The sequence below is a fragment of the Bradyrhizobium sp. HKCCYLRH3097 genome, from assembly GCF_051167875.1.
In the GTDB taxonomy this organism is placed as follows: domain Bacteria; phylum Pseudomonadota; class Alphaproteobacteria; order Rhizobiales; family Xanthobacteraceae; genus Bradyrhizobium.
On sequence record NZ_JBNPTX010000003.1, the window covers coordinates 420908 to 436437 of the forward strand.

The following is a 15530-nucleotide window of genomic DNA, read 5'->3' on the forward strand; positions in this document are numbered from 1 at the left end:
CTCATTCCTGCGCGATCACCGCGTCGAGCCAGGCGCAGTTCAGCGGCGGAACGCGTGGGTCCGGCACACGGACGCCGCGTGCGGCGGCGGACAGCCGCATGTCACGCATGCGCTTGCGCTGCTCGTCCGGCAGGTACAATCGCTCGTGCCCCCACAGCGACGGGCCGTCGAAGGTCTCATGCGGCTGCCACGTCGCGGGATCGATCACCCGGCCGCCCCAGCCATATTCGATGAAGAAGCCGGAGGGCGTGTTGACGTAGAACGAGGTCATGTGGTCGTTGGTGTGACGGCCCAGCGTGTAGGCCACGCGCCCCTCGTCGAGCTGTGCCAGGTCGTAGCCCTGGCCGACGTCGTCGAGACTACCTAGTTCCACCATGAAGTGATGCAGTGTGCGGCGACCGGAGCCGACCATCGCGAAGCTGTGGTGGCGGCCGTTGACGTGGAAGAAATAGAGCTTGTACGGCGTCAGGCCGAAGTCGGACACCTTGAAGCCGAGCAGGTCGCGATAGAACCGCAGCATCGGCTCGACGTCCTCGACGTTGAGCACGACGTGCCCCATGCCGAGCGGCCCGGTGCGAAAGCCGGAGATCGGACGTCCCGGCCTGAAGGGATCCGAGGCGACGGCTGCCCCCGAGAACACCTCGATCGTGTTGCCGGCGGGATCCTGAAAGCAGATCAGCTCGCTGACATGACGCTCGTCGGCCAGTGCCTGCGAACCGCGGGCCACCTTCACGCCGTTGTCGTCGAGACGGCTCGCGAGCCGCGCGAGCGCGGCAGCGTCGCCGACCTCCCAGCCCATGACGGCGAGCCCGCCATCGGCGCTGCCATCGACGATCAGCCGCTGCTTGCGATCATCCATCCGATAGGCCTGCACGCTGGCCGCGCGATCCACGCGCTGCATCCCGAGGAGTTCGGTCGCCATGCGTCCCCACTGCTCCGCTTGGGACGACTTGATGCCGATGTAACCGAGCGCCGTTATTTCCATCTTGTTTTCTCCCGAAAGGCGCGGGCGGAATTTCGTATCAGCTCCGCGCGGTCCTGCGGTAGACTGCCGCCCCTGCATCCGGCTCGCGTTCTCAAGACGGTATCGGCGGACGGAAACGAAGAACAGGGAGGATTTTCCAAGTGTCCAAGCAACGGACGCGATCTCCGCAGGCCCGTCCTGCGGAGGGTGTCCGCGCCTTCAAGCGGGGGCTCGACGTGCTGCGCGCGGTCAATCGGTCCGGGGGCATTCGCGCCGGCGACGTGGCGCGCCAGCTCGATCTGCCGCGGCCCACGGTCTATCGGTTGCTCGAAACACTCGAGGAACTCGGCTATGTCGCGCGCAGCGCCAGCGACGACCGCTTCCGGGTCACGCGCCACGCGTTGAGCCTCGGCGACGGCTATGATCCCGGCATCTTCATCTGCCAGGTCGCCGCGCCCTATCTCGCCGAGCTCAGCCGCAGCCTGATCTGGCCGGTCGATCTGTCGACTTATGAGAACGGCGCGATGGTCATCCAGGAGACCACGCATGCGCGCAGCCCGCTCTCGATCGATCGCAGCATGATCGGCAAGCGGCTGCCGATGCTGCACACCTCGGCCGGCCGGGCCTATCTGGCCGCCTGCCCGCCCGCAGAGCGGGACCTCATCATCAACCATCTGCGACGCATCGAGGATGCCGAGGACCTCTTCTTCCTGGCGCCCGAGCGGCTGCAGCGCATGATAACGGAAACGTCTCAGCGCGGCTATGCGATCCGCAACGAGGGCGAATTCAATCCGAAGACGTCGTCGATCGCGGTGCCGATCGTGCGGGGCGACGTCGTGTTCGGCTGCATTTCGATCATCTGGATCCGCTCCGCCATGACCCTCGAGGAGGCTGTCGCTCAGTACGCGGCCCCATTGCGCGACGCCGCGGCCGCGATCCCCGTCCAGGCCTGAGCGTCCGCTGCGCGGACAGTTCGTGACCGCGCCTTGAAGGTGCGAGGCGGTTGCGGAACAAGATGCGGCCATGAGCAACATGGCCGCACATTCCGGAAGCTTCGACGTCGTCATCGTCGGTCGCGGGCCCGTGGGCTCGACGCTCGCCAACCTGCTCGGCCTGTGCGGCATCCGCACGCTGATCCTGGAGCGCGAAGCCAAGGCCTATCATTTGCCGCGCGCGGTGCATTTCGACGACGAATGCATGCGCGTGTTCCAGACCATCGGCCTTGCCGACGCCATCCTGCCCCACCTTACATTGAGTCCCGGCATGCGCTTCGTCGATGCGGGGGGACGATTGCTGCTCGACTGGCCGCGCCCCAGCGAGCCGACCGCGATGGGCTGGAATCTGAGCTACCGATTCCACCAGCCCGATCTCGAAAACGTGCTCAACAAGGGACTCGAGCGCTGGCCTCATGTCGAGCTGCGCACGCGCTGTGATGTCTTCGCACTCGAGCAGGACCGCGAGGGGGCGCGCGTTCGCTATGAGGACCTCGGCACCGGCCGGCTGGTCGACATCTCCTGCGCCTATGTCATCGGCTGCGACGGTGCACGTTCGCTGGTGCGCCGCTTCATCGGCTCGGCGCTGGACGATCTCGGCTTTCACGAGCGCTGGCTCGTCTGCGACGTGCTGCTGAGCGAGGCGCGGCCCGATCTCGGCGATTTCAGCGTCCAGCACTGCAACCCGCAGCGTCCCGCAACCTATATTCGCGGCACCGGCAACCGGCGCCGGTGGGAGATCACGGTTCATCCCGACGAGGACGCGGTCGACATCACCCAGCCGGCGCGCGTGTGGGAGCTGCTCTCGCCCTGGCTCCGGCCCACAGAGGCCGAGATCGAACGCGCCGCCGTCTACACATTCCACTCCGCGGTCGCCCAGCAATGGCGCGGTGGACGGTTCCTGCTCGCAGGCGATTCCGCGCATCAGACCCCGCCTTTCCTCGGTCAGGGCATGTGTGCCGGCATTCGCGACGCAGCCAACCTCGCATGGAAGCTGGCTCATGTGATTGCCGGGAAGGCAACGCCTGATCTTCTCGACACCTATCAGAGCGAGCGCGCGCCGCATGTGCGCGAATTCATCGAGCTCGCGATCCGGCTGGGTGGGCTCATCAACACCAAGGCGGTCGAGGCGGCGCTTGCGACCGGCACGGCACAGGGCGACGGCCAGCTCAAGCTCGACGTGCAGAAGCCAGTGCTCGGCCCGGGCCTTGCCTGCGGCGAACGCAGCATGACGGGAAAGCTGGCGCCGCAATTCCGCAGCCGTGATCACGGTCGCAGCGACGACCGCGTCGGCTATCGCTTCGCGCTGCTATGCCGGTCCGGTCTCGGGACCGCAATGATCGAGCAGCATCATGCCCGCCTGACGGCGGCTGACGTCGCCGTCATTTGCGGCGAGGAAGCTGGCGGCCTCGACGGCTGGCTCGATCAGCACGGCTTCGACGCCGTGCTGATGCGCCCCGACCGCTACATCCTGGGTGCTGTCCGCACGGGCGAAGATCCCGCGGCGCTGTTGTCAGGCCTCGCCTTCCTCGCACCGCCGCCGAGCGCGGCCTGAGCGTTTCCGTTCTTTTTGAGAGGGTTCACGTATGAAGCTGGTTTCCTTTGTGATCGACGGGCGTCCCGGATACGGCGCCGTGAAGGGAGACGGTGTCGTCGACCTCTGCCGGCGGCTCCCGGCGAAGAGCCTGCGCGCGCTGCTCGAGGCGGATGCGCTTCGCGACGCCGCCGCGCTGCTCACCTCCGAACAGCCCGACTATCCGCTCGATGCGATCACCTTCGCGCCCGTCATCCCCGATCCCGGCAAGATCATCTGCGTCGGCCTGAACTATCGCGACCACGTCGCCGAGACCGGACGAACGGTCACCGAGAAGCCCGCGCTGTTCGCGCGCTTTCCGACCAGCCAGGTCGGACATCTGCAGCCGATCGTTCGCCCTGGTGTCTCCGATCATTTCGACTACGAGGGCGAACTCGCGCTCGTGATCGGGAAAGCCGGCCGGCATGTCCGGCGCGAGGACGCGCTCACACACATCGCCGGCTATTCCTGCTACAATGAAGGCAGCATCCGCGACTGGCAACGCCACACGTCGCAATTCCTGTCGGGCAAGACCTTCGACCAGTCCGGCGCATTTGGCCCCTGGCTGGTCACCGCCGACGAAATTCCCGACCCGTCCAAGCTGACGCTGCAGACCCGCCTCAATGGCGAGACCGTGCAGCAGACCACCACGGATCTCCTCATCACCGACGTGCCCGATCTGATCGTCTATTGCTCGACGATCATGACCTTGCTGCCCGGGGACGTGATCGTCACCGGCACGCCGGGAGGCGTCGGCCTCAAGCGCACCCCGCCTCTGTTCATGAAGCCCGGCGATACGGTCGAGGTCGACATCTCGGGCATCGGCGTGCTGCGCAATCCCGTGACTGCCGAACTGGAAGCCTGACGTTTCCGCCTCGCGGAGAACCGCGAGGCGCACCAATCAAACACGACAAAAAGCAAAATCTTCAAATCCGGGGAGGATCATCATGTCGCGCTGTCTCAGATCCAGCATCGCTGGCCTGCTACTGCTTGCAGGCTCATCCGCGCAGGCCGAAATCAAGGGGGGTGCCATCCGTATCGGTGTGCTCACCGACATGACCGGCATCTTCGCGACCGCGATGGGGCCCGGCTCCGTGGAAGCGGCCCGGATGGCCGCTGAGGAGTTCGGTGGCAAGATCAACGGCAGGCCGATCGAGATCCTTCAGGCCGATCATCAGAACAAGCCGGATATCGCGGTCGCGATCGCCCGGCGCTGGTTCGAGCAGGACGGTGTGCAGGCGATCGCCGACGGCGGCAGCTCCGGCGCGGCCCTCGGCGTCCAGGAGCTGGTGCGCAGCAACGGCAAGATCTTTCTCATCTCCGGGGCCGGCGCCAATCAGCTCACCGACGAGGCCTGCGCCCCGACCTCGGTGCAATGGACGCACGACGCCTATTCGACCGCGACAGCCGTCGTGTCGGGCATCATGCAGACCAGCAAGGAGCCGTGGTTCTTCATCACCGGCGACTACGCGTTCGGCCATTCGGTCGAGGCGACCGCGCGCGCCCGCATCGCCGAGCTCGGCGGCACGGTCGCCGGCAGCGTCAAGGCGCAGCTCGGCACGCCGGATTACGGCTCGTTCCTGCTGCAGGCCCAGGCCTCCGGCGCCAAGATCCTGGCGCTCAACGTCGCCGGCGACAATGCCACGGCCATCAAGCAGGCCGAGGAATTCGGGCTTGCGGCCCAGGGCATGAAGATCGTGCCAATGTCGTTCCAGAACGTCGACATCGAGGCCATCGGCCTCAAGGCGACGCAGGGCGATCTCATCGTCACCAGCTTCTTCGAGGATGCCTCTTCCGCCGCGCGCCGCTTCTCCGACGCGTTCTACGCGCGCCGGAAGGCGATGCCGTCACAGATCCAGGCCGGGGTCTATTCGGCCGTGCGGCACTATCTGCAGGCGGTGAAGGATGCCGACAGCGACGACGGCGCAACGGTGATGGCCCGGATGAAGGCCACGCCGGTCTCGGATGCCTATGCGGACCACGGCCAGATCCGCGACGACCAGCGCATGGTGCACGACCTGTATCTGGTCCAGGTCAAGACCCCCGCCGAATCGAAGCGCCCCTGGGACTTCGTCAAGCTGGTGACGAAGATCGCCCCCGATCAGGCGTTTCGCCCGCTCGACCGCAGCAAGTGCAGCCTGGTCGGCAAGTGAGCACATGAGCGACCAAGCATGATTCCGGACGATCAGCGCGCCGTCATCATCACCGCCGCGGGCGGCCCGGAGGTCCTGTCGGAGCGACAGGACTGGCCGGTCCCGCGCCTCGGACCAGACGATGTGCTGATCGAGGTCGCAGCCGCCGGCATCAACCGTCATGACTGCAACCAGCGCGCTGCCGGGCCGTCGCGGGAGCCCAATCCCATACCGGGATTGGAAGCCTCGGGGCGCATCGTGGCCTGCGGCGCCAACGTTTCCCCGGAACGGCTGGGTAGAGCGGTGATCGCACTGACCGACGGCGGTTCATACGCGCAATACGTTGCCACCGATCAGCATCTTGCACTGGACTTGCCGAGCGGCCTCGACTTGATCCAGGGCGCCGGCCTGCCCGAAGCGCTGTTCACGACCTGGTTCAATTTCTTCGAGCTGATGCGCATGATGCCCGGCGAGACGGCCCTGATTCATGGCGGAAGCAGCGGCGTCGGCACGATCGCGATCCAGCTCCTGCGCGCGCTGGGTCATCCCGTCATGGCCACCGCCGGCACCGCAGAGAAGCGCGCCCTGGCACTCGGGCTCGGCTGCAGCGCCGTGTTCGACTATGCCGATCCCGATCTCGCCGAGCAGATCCGCGCGGCGACGGGGACGCGCGGGGTCGACTGCATCCTCGACACCTCCGCCGGCGCTCACATCGCACAGGACCTTGCGGCGCTCGCGATGGGCGGGCGGATCGCCCTGCTCTCGGCCGGACATGGCAAGGAGCTGGCGGTGCCGCTGCGCAGCCTGATGGCGCGCCGGGCCAGCATCACCGGCGCATTCCTGCGGTCGACGTCACTCGATATCAAACTCCGCCTCGCAAGCGAGCTGCGGCAACGCATCTCGCCCCTGCTCGGAACGGCCATTCGGCCGCTCATCGACAGCACCTATCGCCTGTCCGAGGCAGCCGATGCGCACGAGCGCATGGAGACGGGCCGACACATCGGGAAGATCGTGCTTCGCGTCCGCGGATGAACGCCAACCCACGTCTCTGCGCCCGCCACACGCAACGAGCGCCCGCCTACTGCTTCACGCCCGGGATCAGCGCCTTCAGCTTGGCCATGTCCTTGATGTTCATCTTCATGCCGCCAGGCATCACGATGTCGCCGGGCTTCTGGTCGGGCTTGCAGGCGCCGAGCCATCTGGCCTCGATCGTCATCGCGGTGTCCTTCACCCCGGTGCCGGCGGCGCCGCCCGTGACGCGCGACATCGTCTTCACCGTATAGGCCGAGTTGAAGTCGCCGGTGATGTCGGCATGCGACGTCGTATTGATGCCGCCGAAATTGCAGACCGAATCGGAGACGTAGCCGGTCGCGGTCTTCTGGATGTCCTGCTTGGAGCAGACCTGCTGCGCCATCGGCGAGGCGAAGTTGTTCATCTCCTTGTCGGTGGCCGCGTCGGTGCAGTGCTGCATCGTCGCCTCCGGCAGCTGACCGCCGGATCTGATCATCTTCAGCTCCCACAGGCCGGCCTTGCGCACCGGCAGGTCGACGGCCCGTGCCTCATGGCTCGCGGTCACGCCCAGGAGGCAGCAGGCCAACAGCCCAATTGCGATGCGTGTGCAGGTCATATGCCCCGTTCCGGCTCGTTGATCGATGCCGGAGCGAATGCCGCAGAAAAATGGCAATTGGGAGAACGGCAGTTGATGGAAGGTCAGTACAGCGTCCGCAGCGGCCGCTGCGCCGAGCCATAGGGCACCCAGCGGCAGGCGAACGAAACGTAGCCACCGTAACGCGCATCGACGGCGCGGAACTTCGCGACCTTGCCGTAGGAGGCGCAATGATCGACCGCGAGCTGGCGCGCATCCGTGGTCTGGGCCAGCTGGAAGGCGATGATGCCGCCGGTGTCGTTGCCCTTGAAGGGCGGCACCACGTCGGCCTGGGCGGACGCGGCAACCAGCACCATCCCAGCAGCCACGAGGCCTGCAGTCTTCACGAATCCGGCCATCAGCGTCCGCATTGCATTCTCCTCGATCTGGCCTGCCATCCTAAAGGTCCTGTCCGGTCAAGAAAAGAACACCGGCCTCGCGTTAACAGGACTAATCGTGGAGTGTTGCCGCGTTGCACTTGACCTCCTGTGGCCGCCGCGGCACGGTCCACGCTCCCGGATCAGCCTTGCGGACGGCCCATGCGCGACTTCAGCTCACCTTTCAAGATGTTCGGCGCCACCTGTGGCGCGCTGCTTGCCGCCATCGTCGCCACCGCCCCGGCTCAGGCCGCCAACCCTCTCGAGATGAACTTCTGGCTGTCCGGCCCGAAGTATGAAGGCCGGGTCGCGCCTTGCGAGGCGGCCATTCCGACCATCGTCTCGCGGTTCCAGGACAAGGAGAGCACCTTCTGGAATTCCTCGCTGACGATCACCGGCGTCGCCAATGTCCGTGAGATCGCCTTCCGCCCATGGCAGTCCGACAATATTCCGCGCCGTTTCTGCACCGGCAGCGTGATGATCAGCGACGGCAAAGCGCGCACCGTCAACTTCTCGATCATCGAGGATGGCGGCTTTGCTGGCTATGACCAGGGCGTCGAGTTCTGCGTCGTCGGCCTCGATCGCAACTGGGCCTTCAATCCGGCCTGCCGCGCCGCCAAGCCCTGATTCGCCTTTCCCGGCGCCTGCTTTGCGCCCAGGCATCGACGACGAATGGCTGCCATCTGGCGGCCATTTTTGTTCTTGAAATGTTCCCGCGCACTGGTAGGCTCCTGGCATTGTCCGGGGAGTTCGCCATGTTCGATTGCCTGCGCCGACCTGCCGTCCTTGTGTCCAGAACGATCGCCTGCACCGCCCTGCTGCTCGGCGCCCTCGCCGTCGCACCGGCCGAGGCCCAGGACCGCCGCCAGAACACGCCGGGCGCGTTCGACTTCTACGTTCTCTCGCTATCGTGGTCGCCCTCGTTCTGTGCCGAGGCCGAGGAGCGCGGCGACCGCGGCAGCCGGTCCCAACAGTGCGGCGGCCGGCCCTACTCGTTCGTCGTGCACGGGCTGTGGCCGCAATACGAGAACGGCTACCCCGAATATTGCGAGCAGCCGGCGCCGCGCCTGCCGCGCAACATCATGACCTCGATGCTCGATCTGATGCCGGCGCCCGGCCTGATCTACAACGAGTGGGACAAGCACGGCACCTGCGCCGGCGTGTCCGCGAAGGCCTATTTCGAAGCCATCCGCAAGGCCCGCGCCGCCATCAAGATCCCGCCGGAATTCCTCGATCTCGCGCAGACCAAGACGGTGGCGCCGGCGGCGGTCGAGGAGGCATTCATCAAGGCCAACCCCAAGCTCACGACATCGGGCATTGCCGTCACCTGCAATCGCACCAGGCTGAGCGAGGTCCGGATCTGTCTGTCGAAGGATCTGGAATTTCGCAACTGCGACGAGATCGACCGCCAGGCCTGCCGGCGCGACGAGGTCAACATGCCGCCGGTGCGCGGCGGCTAGCGACTGCGAATCGGGCGACCGCAGCGCGTCGGCCTGCGGCGCCGCTCGGCGCGGCCGCTGATCCGTTGCTCTCCTGAGTGCATCCGGCCTGAGTGCATCCGGCGCATCGACGGGGTACCCTTTTGACGCGGAACGGCGTAACCCGGGCGGCATGAACTACCGACACGCCTTCCACGCCGGCGGCTTCGCCGACGTCATCAAGCACATCGTGCTGACGCGCATCCTGGTCTACCTCCAGGAGAAGCCCGCTGCGTTCCGGGTGATCGACACCCACGCCGGCGCCGGCCTGTACGATCTCACCGGCGACGAGGCCATCCGCAGTGGCGAGTTCCTCACCGGCGTCGCTCGCGTGCTGCAGGCGCGCTTCTCCGAGCAGGCCTATGCACTCTTGTCGCCCTATCTCGATATCATCAGATCGTTCAATCCGAAGGCCGAGCTCATCGCCTATCCCGGCTCTCCGCTGATCGCGCGCGCGCTGCTGCGGCCGCAGGACCGCATGACCCTGTGCGAGCTCGCGCCGATCCCCCGCAAGCAGCTGATCGATCAGTTGCGCCGCGACACCCAGGCCCGCGTCGTCGATCTCGACGGCTGGGTCGCCCTGCCCGCCTTCGTGCCGCCGAACGAGCGCCGGGGCGTGGTGCTGATCGATCCGGCGTTCGAGGCGAAGGATGAGTTCGAGCGGCTCGCCGATCGCTTCGCCGCGGCCTTCGCGAAGTGGACCACCGGTATCTACGTGCTGTGGTATCCCGCCAAGAGCCGGCGTGCGACGGAAGAGCTGAGCGATCGTGTCGCGGCGCTCGCAGCCGCGGCCAAGCCGCCGGGCAAGGTGCTGCGGATTGAGTTCAGTGTTGCGCCGCAGATCGAAGGCGAGGCCCTGACCTCGACCGGGCTGCTGATCGTCAACCCGCCCTGGACATTACATGACGAGCTGAAGCTCATCCTACAGGAACTGCAGAAGCCCCTCGGCCAGGGCGGCGCGGCGCGCTTCCGACTCGAATTCCCCAAAGCTTGAAACGGCGACTGGTCGAAAAGCCGTAGTCAATCGGCACGGAACCGTATTATTGTGTCCGATTGTAAGACTGGCTTTACGTTCCGCTTCCGCGAATGGTTGCGGCGGGGTGATCAAGGCCTAACAAGATCCGGCGATCCGGCGCGGCGAGCGCTGGGCGTTAAGGTGGCCAACGCTTTCCGATCAAAGTGATGTCCGGTCGGACGCTGCGCAGGGCGCGCAGTGGAGGAAGCATTGCGGGGGAGGAGTTTCCCGATGGCCATGACTGGGACGGTCAAGTTCTTCAACGGTGAACGCGGCTACGGCTTCATCAAGCCGGACGACGGTGGACGCGACGTGTTCGTGCACATCACGGCGGTGGAGCGCGCGGGCCTGAAGGACCTGACCGAAGGACAGCGGATCAGCTTCGAGGTCGAGCCGGACAAGAAGGGCAAGGGCCCGAAAGCGGTCAACTTGGTGCTGTCGTCTTAGGGCGAGCCCGCCTGGCGGTGGTTCACGCGCCGGCATGATTGCAGCCGGGCGCGCCTCGACGCCACCCCTTCGTTGGTTTGGAAGCTGTCGGCAGCGCCTGCTCGCGTGCACAGCATTGCCGGCTCGTACGTGCAGGCCGCGCGCAATGATGCGCGCCTGCCAGATTGCACAGAGCGCTCCGACAAAAAAAATCCCGGCCGCGCGAGCGGCCGGGAGGTTGTCGTTGGACGTTTCTTCTTCCTATTCCCTCGTTGCCATCAGAAGTGGAAGTTGATGCCTGCGCGCACAATTCCAAACCGATAGTCGTTCTTCGCCCCCGTGATCACGAAATTGCTGCTGTCGAGATCGACGTAGAGATACTCGATCTTGGCGGTCCAGTTCTGTGCCAGACCGAACTCGGTGCCGGCACCGAGCGTCCAGCCGACCGTGGTGTGCGATTCCGAAAGACCGAAGGTCTCGGCGCGCAGGCCGCCAAAGGCGAGGCCGCCGGTGCCGTAGAACAGGATGTTGTTGAAGGCGTAGCCGGCGCGGCCGCGCAATGTGCCGAACCACGGGTTCGAGAACTTCCACGGCGCGAAGGTGTCGTTGGCGCCGGTCAGGTTGATGTCGCCCTCGGCGCCGAACACCCACGGGCCGTTCTGCCAATTGTAACCCGCGGTCACGCCGCCGGTGAGACCGGACGGCTTGGTCGGGTTGTTGCCCACGGTGCCCCATTCATAGCCCAGCGTGCCGCCGAGATAGGGCCCGGCCCAGCTGTAGGCGTTGAGGGGCTGGTTCACGGTATAGGGCGCGCCGCGCCCGTAGCCGAGATCCGCCGCCTGGGCCGAGACCGATCCGAGAGCCGCCGCGCCCAAGCCCGCCGCGGCGGCAGCACCGACCAAGAACCTGTTCATCGCTCACTCCACGCCACTCGCCGTCACCCGCCGGAGCCTGCGCCGCGCGACTGTGGTGCGCGGGCCGGCGTGGTTACGGAACTCTCGCTTCTTTCGTGAGCATTTATCGAGAGTTTTAGGTTAAGCCGTTGTTAAGCCGGGTTACCCGGCCATTAACGTGCTTAACGAAGCGTTACCGCCCTGCCCTGTGCATGGCGCCATCGCAAGCTGGCGAGACGGCGCGGCAGCGCTTAGTTTGCGGACATGACCACCCACAGCTCCGATCCACCCAAGGCGCCGACGCCCCCGAGCCGGCGTGGCGCGGCCGACCTGCCGCCCGAGACCATCGACACGCCCGACCTCGATCCCGCCGCATCGGCTGCGGACGAGGACGATGACGGCCGGCTGCCGGAGCTGGCCGAGGAGAGCCTGGAGGCGGTCGGCGAAGGTCCGCTTGCGATCGGCCACGCGGCGATCGAGAACGCGGTGCGGCTGGCGCCGACCTCGCCGGGCGTCTACCGCATGCTCAACGCGGCGCACGACGTGCTCTATGTCGGCAAGGCCAAGAACGTCAAAAAGCGCCTGTCGTCCTATGCGCGTGCCAACGCGCCGCTGCCGGCGCGCATCCTGCGCATGATCGCAGCCACCGTGACGGTCGAGATCGTCTCCACCACCACGGAGACCGAGGCGCTGCTGCTCGAAGCGAACCTCATCAAGCAGCTCAAGCCGCGCTTCAACGTGCAGCTGCGCGACGACAAGTCGTTTCCCTATATTCTCATCACCGGCGACCATTGGGCGCCGCAGATCCTCAAGCACCGCGGCGCGCAGTCCAGGCCGGGGCGCTATTTCGGTCCGTTCGCCTCGGCCGGTGCCGTCAACCGCACCATCACGGCGCTGCAGCGCGCCTTCCTGATCCGCTCCTGCACCGACTCGTTCTTCGAGAGCCGCACCCGCCCCTGCCTGCTGCACCAGATCCGCCGCTGCGCCGGGCCCTGCACCCAGGAGATCGACTTCCCCGGCTACACCGAGCTGGTGCGCGAGGCGACCGATTTCCTGTCCGGACGCAGCCAGGCGGTGAAGGCGCTGCTGGCGGCCGAAATGGAGAAGGCGTCAGGCGAGCTCGAATTCGAGACTGCCGCCGTCTATCGCGACCGCCTCGCGGCGCTGTCGGCGATCTCCTCGCAGCAGGGCATCAATCCGCGCACGGTCGAGGAAGCCGACGTGTTCGCCATCCACCAGGAGGGCGGCTATTCCTGCGTCGAGGTGTTCTTCTTCCGCACCGGGCAGAACTGGGGCAACCGCGCCTACTTCCCGCGTGCGGAGAAGAGCTATCTGCCGGAGGAGGTGCTGTCGGCGTTCATCACGCAGTTCTACGACGACAAGCCGCCTCCGAAGCTGATCCTGCTGTCGCACGAGATCGAGGAAGCCGAGCTGCTCGCCGAGGCGCTGTGCGTCAAGGCCGGCCACAAGGTCGAGGTGTCCTGCCCGAAGCGCGGCGAGAAGAAGGACCTCGTCATCCATGCGCTGACCAATGCGCGCGAGGCGCTGGGCCGCAAGCTCGCGGACACCGCAACGCAAAGCCGGCTGCTGGAGGCGATGACGACGACGCTCGGCCTGCCGCAGATCCCCCGGCGCATCGAGGTCTACGACAACAGCCACATCCAGGGCACCAACGCGGTCGGCGCGATGATCGTCGCCGGCCCCGACGGCTTCATGAAGAACCAGTACCGCAAGTTCAACATCAAGTCGGAAGGGCTGACGCCCGGCGACGACTACGCGATGATGAAGGAGGTGCTGCAGCGCCGCTTCAAGCGGCTGGTGTCACCGTCGGAGAAGGATGTCGCCCGCGCGGCCAAGGAGGACGACGTGCCGCAATGGCCGGATCTCGTCATCATCGACGGCGGCCGCGGCCAGCTCAATGCCGTCCGCGAGATCTTCACCGAGCTCGGCGTCACCAATGTCGCGCTGATGTCGGTCGCCAAGGGCCCCGACCGTGACGCCGGCCGCGAGACGCTGTTCATCCCCGAGCGCGAGGCGATCAAGCTCGAGCCGCGCGATCCCGTGCTGTATTTCATCCAGCGGCTGCGCGACGAGGCGCATCGCTTCGTCATCGGCTCACACCGCAAGCTGCGCAAGAAGGACATCCGCGAGGCCGGCCTGCAGGAGATCCCCGGCATCGGCCCGTCGCGCAAGCGCGCGCTGCTGCACCATTTCGGCACCTTGAAAGAGATCGAGCGCGCCTCGATCGCCGATCTCGGCAAGGTCCCCGGCGTGAGCGCGGAGAGCGCGCGCAAGATTTTTGAATACTTCCACAGCAACGCGACCTGAGCCCAGCTCGCCGATCCGGCGAACGTCCGCGCTGCGATCCAACTTGAGCCCGGCTCCCTCCACCCGTCATTCCGGGGCGCGCATAGCGCGAGCCCGGAATGACGTGGAGGGGCCGCGGGCTTGGCCATCCTCAGGTGCGGGCGAAGAAATTATTTTACCCGGGCGTAATTATCAGATATACACCCGGATGAAAATCCGGAACCCCATCATGACCCCCGATCAACGCAAGGCGGCTGTGGCCGCCTACAAGGAACGCAAGACCCCTGCGGGCATCTTCGCCGTGACCTGCGCCGCCACCGGCCAGCGCTGGGTCGGCTGCGCGCCGGATCTCGACAAAATCCAGAACCGGCTGTGGTTCACCCTGCGCCAGGGCGGCCACCGCCGCGGCGGGTTGCAGGCGGCCTGGGCCGCCCATGGCGAAGGGTCGTTCAGCCTGGAGGTGATCGAGACCTTCGACGACGAAACGCTGACCTATGTGCGCGACCGCGTGTTCGCGGAACGCCAGGCGCATTGGTGCGCGGTGCATGGCGCGGAGGCGATCTGAGGCTTTCGCTCAAGCCTTCGCGCAGCCGTCACTGCACCGCAACAAGGTCCCAGCCGTGCGTCGCGCCCGCCGATCTGCGCACTGGCGCGACCGCGTCCGGTTGCTTAATGAAGCGTTGCGGGTCGCGTTGCCGCATGCGCAAGAGTTCCTATCTCCGCAAGACTTCGTTGCGAACAGCGTCATATCTGCGTCATCCTGCCGAAGCGGCTCGGCTCGGAGGTTGACGTCCGAACCGCGGCAGTATTGGTACACCGGATGAATATTGCGACCACACGCGTGCCCAGCAAGACGTCGACGTCCCTGCCGAACATCCTGACCTATACGCGCATCGCCGCGATACCGGTCGTGGTCGGTTGCATCTACGCGCAGTCGGTCTGGATGTATCCTTTGTGGCTCCGCTGGGTCGCCGTCGCAGTGTTCATTGCGGCTGGGATCACCGACTATCTCGACGGTCATTTCGCGCGGATCTGGAACCAGCAATCGGCATTCGGCCGTATGCTCGATCCGATCGCCGACAAGCTTCTGGTCGCCTCCTGTCTGCTGATGCTGGCCGCCGACAGCACCATCCAGAACTGGTCGCTGTGGGCGGCCATCGTGATCCTGTGCCGCGAGATCCTGGTGTCGGGCCTGCGCGAATATCTCGCCGCGCTGCGCGTCTCGGTGCCGGTGACCAAGGTCGCCAAATGGAAGACCACGATGCAACTGGTGGCAATCGGCTTCCTGCTCGCGGGCGAGGCCGGCGATGCGGCGGTCGCCCAGATCTCGACGGCCGTTGGCCCGATCGTGAGCGGGATCGGAATTTGGCTGCTCGGCTTGTCGGCGGTCTTCACCATCTACACCGGCTACGACTATTTCCGCGCCGGCATTCACCATCTCATCGAGGCGGACTCGCGATGAAGGTGAAGTATTTCGCCTGGGTGCGCGAGCGCGTCGGCAAGGCCGAGGAGACGGTCGAGCCGCCGGCGGACGTGCGCACGGTCAGCGAGCTGATCGCCTGGCTCACCACGCGCGGCGAGGGCTACGCCTATGCGTTCGAGAAGCCGAAGGTGATCCGCACCGCGATCGACCAGACCCATGTGCAGCCGGATGCGGCCATCGCCGGCGCCCGCGAGATCGCGTTCTTCCCGCCGATGACCGGCGGCTGACGTAACGGAATATCTGTC

The 15530-nt window shown here is 66.1% G+C and carries 17 protein-coding genes; 13 read left to right on the forward strand and 4 right to left on the reverse strand.

Annotation, left to right across the window (positions count from 1 at the left end; genetic code table 11):
- Position 1: 1 nt before the first annotated feature.
- Positions 2-985, reverse strand: a complete 984-nt coding sequence (locus ACQR0U_RS10910; RefSeq protein ID WP_434872138.1) for a VOC family protein — start codon at positions 983-985, stop codon at positions 2-4.
- A 140-nt stretch (positions 986-1125) separates the two neighbouring features.
- Here ACQR0U_RS10910 and ACQR0U_RS10915 point away from each other — a divergent pair, with 140 nt between their 5' ends.
- From ACQR0U_RS10915 to ACQR0U_RS10935, 5 genes are all read left to right on the forward strand, one after another.
- Positions 1126-1917, forward strand: a complete 792-nt coding sequence (locus ACQR0U_RS10915) for a DNA-binding transcriptional regulator (protein ID WP_315754435.1) — start codon at positions 1126-1128, stop codon at positions 1915-1917.
- A gap of 70 nt (positions 1918-1987) precedes the next feature.
- A complete protein-coding gene (locus tag ACQR0U_RS10920) occupies positions 1988-3511 on the forward strand; it encodes a bifunctional 3-(3-hydroxy-phenyl)propionate/3-hydroxycinnamic acid hydroxylase (RefSeq protein ID WP_434872139.1) in 1524 nt (507 codons plus the stop codon).
- Between the two features lie 31 nt (positions 3512-3542).
- Positions 3543-4394, forward strand: a complete 852-nt coding sequence (locus ACQR0U_RS10925) for a fumarylacetoacetate hydrolase family protein (protein WP_434872140.1) — start codon at positions 3543-3545, stop codon at positions 4392-4394.
- Positions 4395-4476: 82 nt separating this feature from the next.
- Positions 4477-5682 carry an ABC transporter substrate-binding protein gene (locus ACQR0U_RS10930; protein ID WP_434872141.1) on the forward strand — a complete coding sequence of 402 codons (1206 nt, stop codon included), beginning with the start codon at positions 4477-4479 and terminating at the stop codon, positions 5680-5682.
- Between the two features lie 18 nt (positions 5683-5700).
- On the forward strand, positions 5701-6693 hold the full coding sequence (locus tag ACQR0U_RS10935) for an NAD(P)H-quinone oxidoreductase (RefSeq protein ID WP_434872142.1): 993 nt from the start codon (positions 5701-5703) through the stop codon (positions 6691-6693).
- 46 nt (positions 6694-6739) lie between these two features.
- On the opposite strand, the gene ACQR0U_RS10940 is transcribed toward ACQR0U_RS10935, so the two are convergent.
- Both ACQR0U_RS10940 and ACQR0U_RS10945 read right to left on the reverse strand, forming a co-directional pair.
- Positions 6740-7288, reverse strand: a complete 549-nt coding sequence (locus ACQR0U_RS10940; protein ID WP_434872143.1) for a DUF3617 domain-containing protein — start codon at positions 7286-7288, stop codon at positions 6740-6742.
- Between the two features lie 83 nt (positions 7289-7371).
- Positions 7372-7677 carry a hypothetical protein gene (locus ACQR0U_RS10945; protein WP_315713661.1) on the reverse strand — a complete coding sequence of 102 codons (306 nt, stop codon included), beginning with the start codon at positions 7675-7677 and terminating at the stop codon, positions 7372-7374.
- A gap of 168 nt (positions 7678-7845) precedes the next feature.
- Here ACQR0U_RS10945 and ACQR0U_RS10950 point away from each other — a divergent pair, with 168 nt between their 5' ends.
- From ACQR0U_RS10950 to ACQR0U_RS10965, 4 genes are all read left to right on the forward strand, one after another.
- On the forward strand, positions 7846-8310 hold the full coding sequence (locus tag ACQR0U_RS10950) for a hypothetical protein (RefSeq protein WP_316171647.1): 465 nt from the start codon (positions 7846-7848) through the stop codon (positions 8308-8310).
- A 128-nt stretch (positions 8311-8438) separates the two neighbouring features.
- Positions 8439-9143 carry a ribonuclease T2 family protein gene (locus ACQR0U_RS10955; RefSeq protein WP_434872144.1) on the forward strand — a complete coding sequence of 235 codons (705 nt, stop codon included), beginning with the start codon at positions 8439-8441 and terminating at the stop codon, positions 9141-9143.
- A 151-nt stretch (positions 9144-9294) separates the two neighbouring features.
- Complete coding sequence (locus tag ACQR0U_RS10960) at positions 9295-10155, forward strand: 23S rRNA (adenine(2030)-N(6))-methyltransferase RlmJ (protein ID WP_434843197.1); 861 nt, start codon at positions 9295-9297, stop codon at positions 10153-10155.
- Between the two features lie 252 nt (positions 10156-10407).
- Positions 10408-10623, forward strand: coding sequence for a cold-shock protein (locus ACQR0U_RS10965; RefSeq protein ID WP_006612991.1), 216 nt, complete (start codon positions 10408-10410; stop codon positions 10621-10623).
- A 257-nt stretch (positions 10624-10880) separates the two neighbouring features.
- On the opposite strand, the gene ACQR0U_RS10970 is transcribed toward ACQR0U_RS10965, so the two are convergent.
- Positions 10881-11516: an outer membrane protein gene (locus tag ACQR0U_RS10970; RefSeq protein ID WP_316184146.1), complete on the reverse strand. Its 636-nt coding sequence runs from the start codon at positions 11514-11516 to the stop codon at positions 10881-10883.
- A gap of 243 nt (positions 11517-11759) precedes the next feature.
- On the opposite strand from ACQR0U_RS10970, the gene uvrC reads away from it, so the two are divergent.
- From uvrC to moaD, 4 genes are all read left to right on the forward strand, one after another.
- Positions 11760-13823: an excinuclease ABC subunit UvrC gene (uvrC, locus tag ACQR0U_RS10975; RefSeq protein ID WP_434843198.1), complete on the forward strand. Its 2064-nt coding sequence runs from the start codon at positions 11760-11762 to the stop codon at positions 13821-13823.
- A gap of 208 nt (positions 13824-14031) precedes the next feature.
- A complete protein-coding gene (locus tag ACQR0U_RS10980; RefSeq protein WP_315754454.1) occupies positions 14032-14367 on the forward strand; it encodes a GIY-YIG nuclease family protein in 336 nt (111 codons plus the stop codon).
- A 255-nt stretch (positions 14368-14622) separates the two neighbouring features.
- The gene (gene pgsA / locus ACQR0U_RS10985) at positions 14623-15264 is read left to right on the forward strand and encodes a CDP-diacylglycerol--glycerol-3-phosphate 3-phosphatidyltransferase (RefSeq protein ID WP_315754456.1); all 642 of its coding nucleotides are present in this window, start codon (positions 14623-14625) and stop codon (positions 15262-15264) included.
- Positions 15261-15512 (forward strand): molybdopterin converting factor subunit 1, encoded by a 252-nt coding sequence (gene moaD, locus ACQR0U_RS10990; RefSeq protein WP_316171652.1) that lies wholly within the window; start codon positions 15261-15263, stop codon positions 15510-15512. Before pgsA ends, moaD begins: the two co-directional genes overlap by 4 nt.
- Positions 15513-15530 lie beyond the last annotated feature (18 nt).

Coding starts and splice junctions, on each gene's coding strand:
- ACQR0U_RS10940 (WP_434872143.1), bottom strand. CDS start 7,288: ATGACCTGCACACGCATCGCAATTGGGCTGTTGGCCTGCTGCCTCCTG.
- uvrC (WP_434843198.1), top strand. CDS start 11,760: ATGACCACCCACAGCTCCGATCCACCCAAGGCGCCGACGCCCCCGAGC.
- ACQR0U_RS10945 (WP_315713661.1), bottom strand. CDS start 7,677: ATGCGGACGCTGATGGCCGGATTCGTGAAGACTGCAGGCCTCGTGGCT.
- ACQR0U_RS10910 (WP_434872138.1), bottom strand. CDS start 985: ATGGAAATAACGGCGCTCGGTTACATCGGCATCAAGTCGTCCCAAGCG.
- pgsA (WP_315754456.1), top strand. CDS start 14,623: ATGAATATTGCGACCACACGCGTGCCCAGCAAGACGTCGACGTCCCTG.
- ACQR0U_RS10920 (WP_434872139.1), top strand. CDS start 1,988: ATGAGCAACATGGCCGCACATTCCGGAAGCTTCGACGTCGTCATCGTC.
- ACQR0U_RS10925 (WP_434872140.1), top strand. CDS start 3,543: ATGAAGCTGGTTTCCTTTGTGATCGACGGGCGTCCCGGATACGGCGCC.
- ACQR0U_RS10970 (WP_316184146.1), bottom strand. CDS start 11,516: ATGAACAGGTTCTTGGTCGGTGCTGCCGCCGCGGCGGGCTTGGGCGCG.
- ACQR0U_RS10965 (WP_006612991.1), top strand. CDS start 10,408: ATGGCCATGACTGGGACGGTCAAGTTCTTCAACGGTGAACGCGGCTAC.
- ACQR0U_RS10930 (WP_434872141.1), top strand. CDS start 4,477: ATGTCGCGCTGTCTCAGATCCAGCATCGCTGGCCTGCTACTGCTTGCA.
- ACQR0U_RS10960 (WP_434843197.1), top strand. CDS start 9,295: ATGAACTACCGACACGCCTTCCACGCCGGCGGCTTCGCCGACGTCATC.
- ACQR0U_RS10950 (WP_316171647.1), top strand. CDS start 7,846: ATGCGCGACTTCAGCTCACCTTTCAAGATGTTCGGCGCCACCTGTGGC.
- ACQR0U_RS10935 (WP_434872142.1), top strand. CDS start 5,701: ATGATTCCGGACGATCAGCGCGCCGTCATCATCACCGCCGCGGGCGGC.
- ACQR0U_RS10980 (WP_315754454.1), top strand. CDS start 14,032: ATGACCCCCGATCAACGCAAGGCGGCTGTGGCCGCCTACAAGGAACGC.
- ACQR0U_RS10955 (WP_434872144.1), top strand. CDS start 8,439: ATGTTCGATTGCCTGCGCCGACCTGCCGTCCTTGTGTCCAGAACGATC.
- moaD (WP_316171652.1), top strand. CDS start 15,261: ATGAAGGTGAAGTATTTCGCCTGGGTGCGCGAGCGCGTCGGCAAGGCC.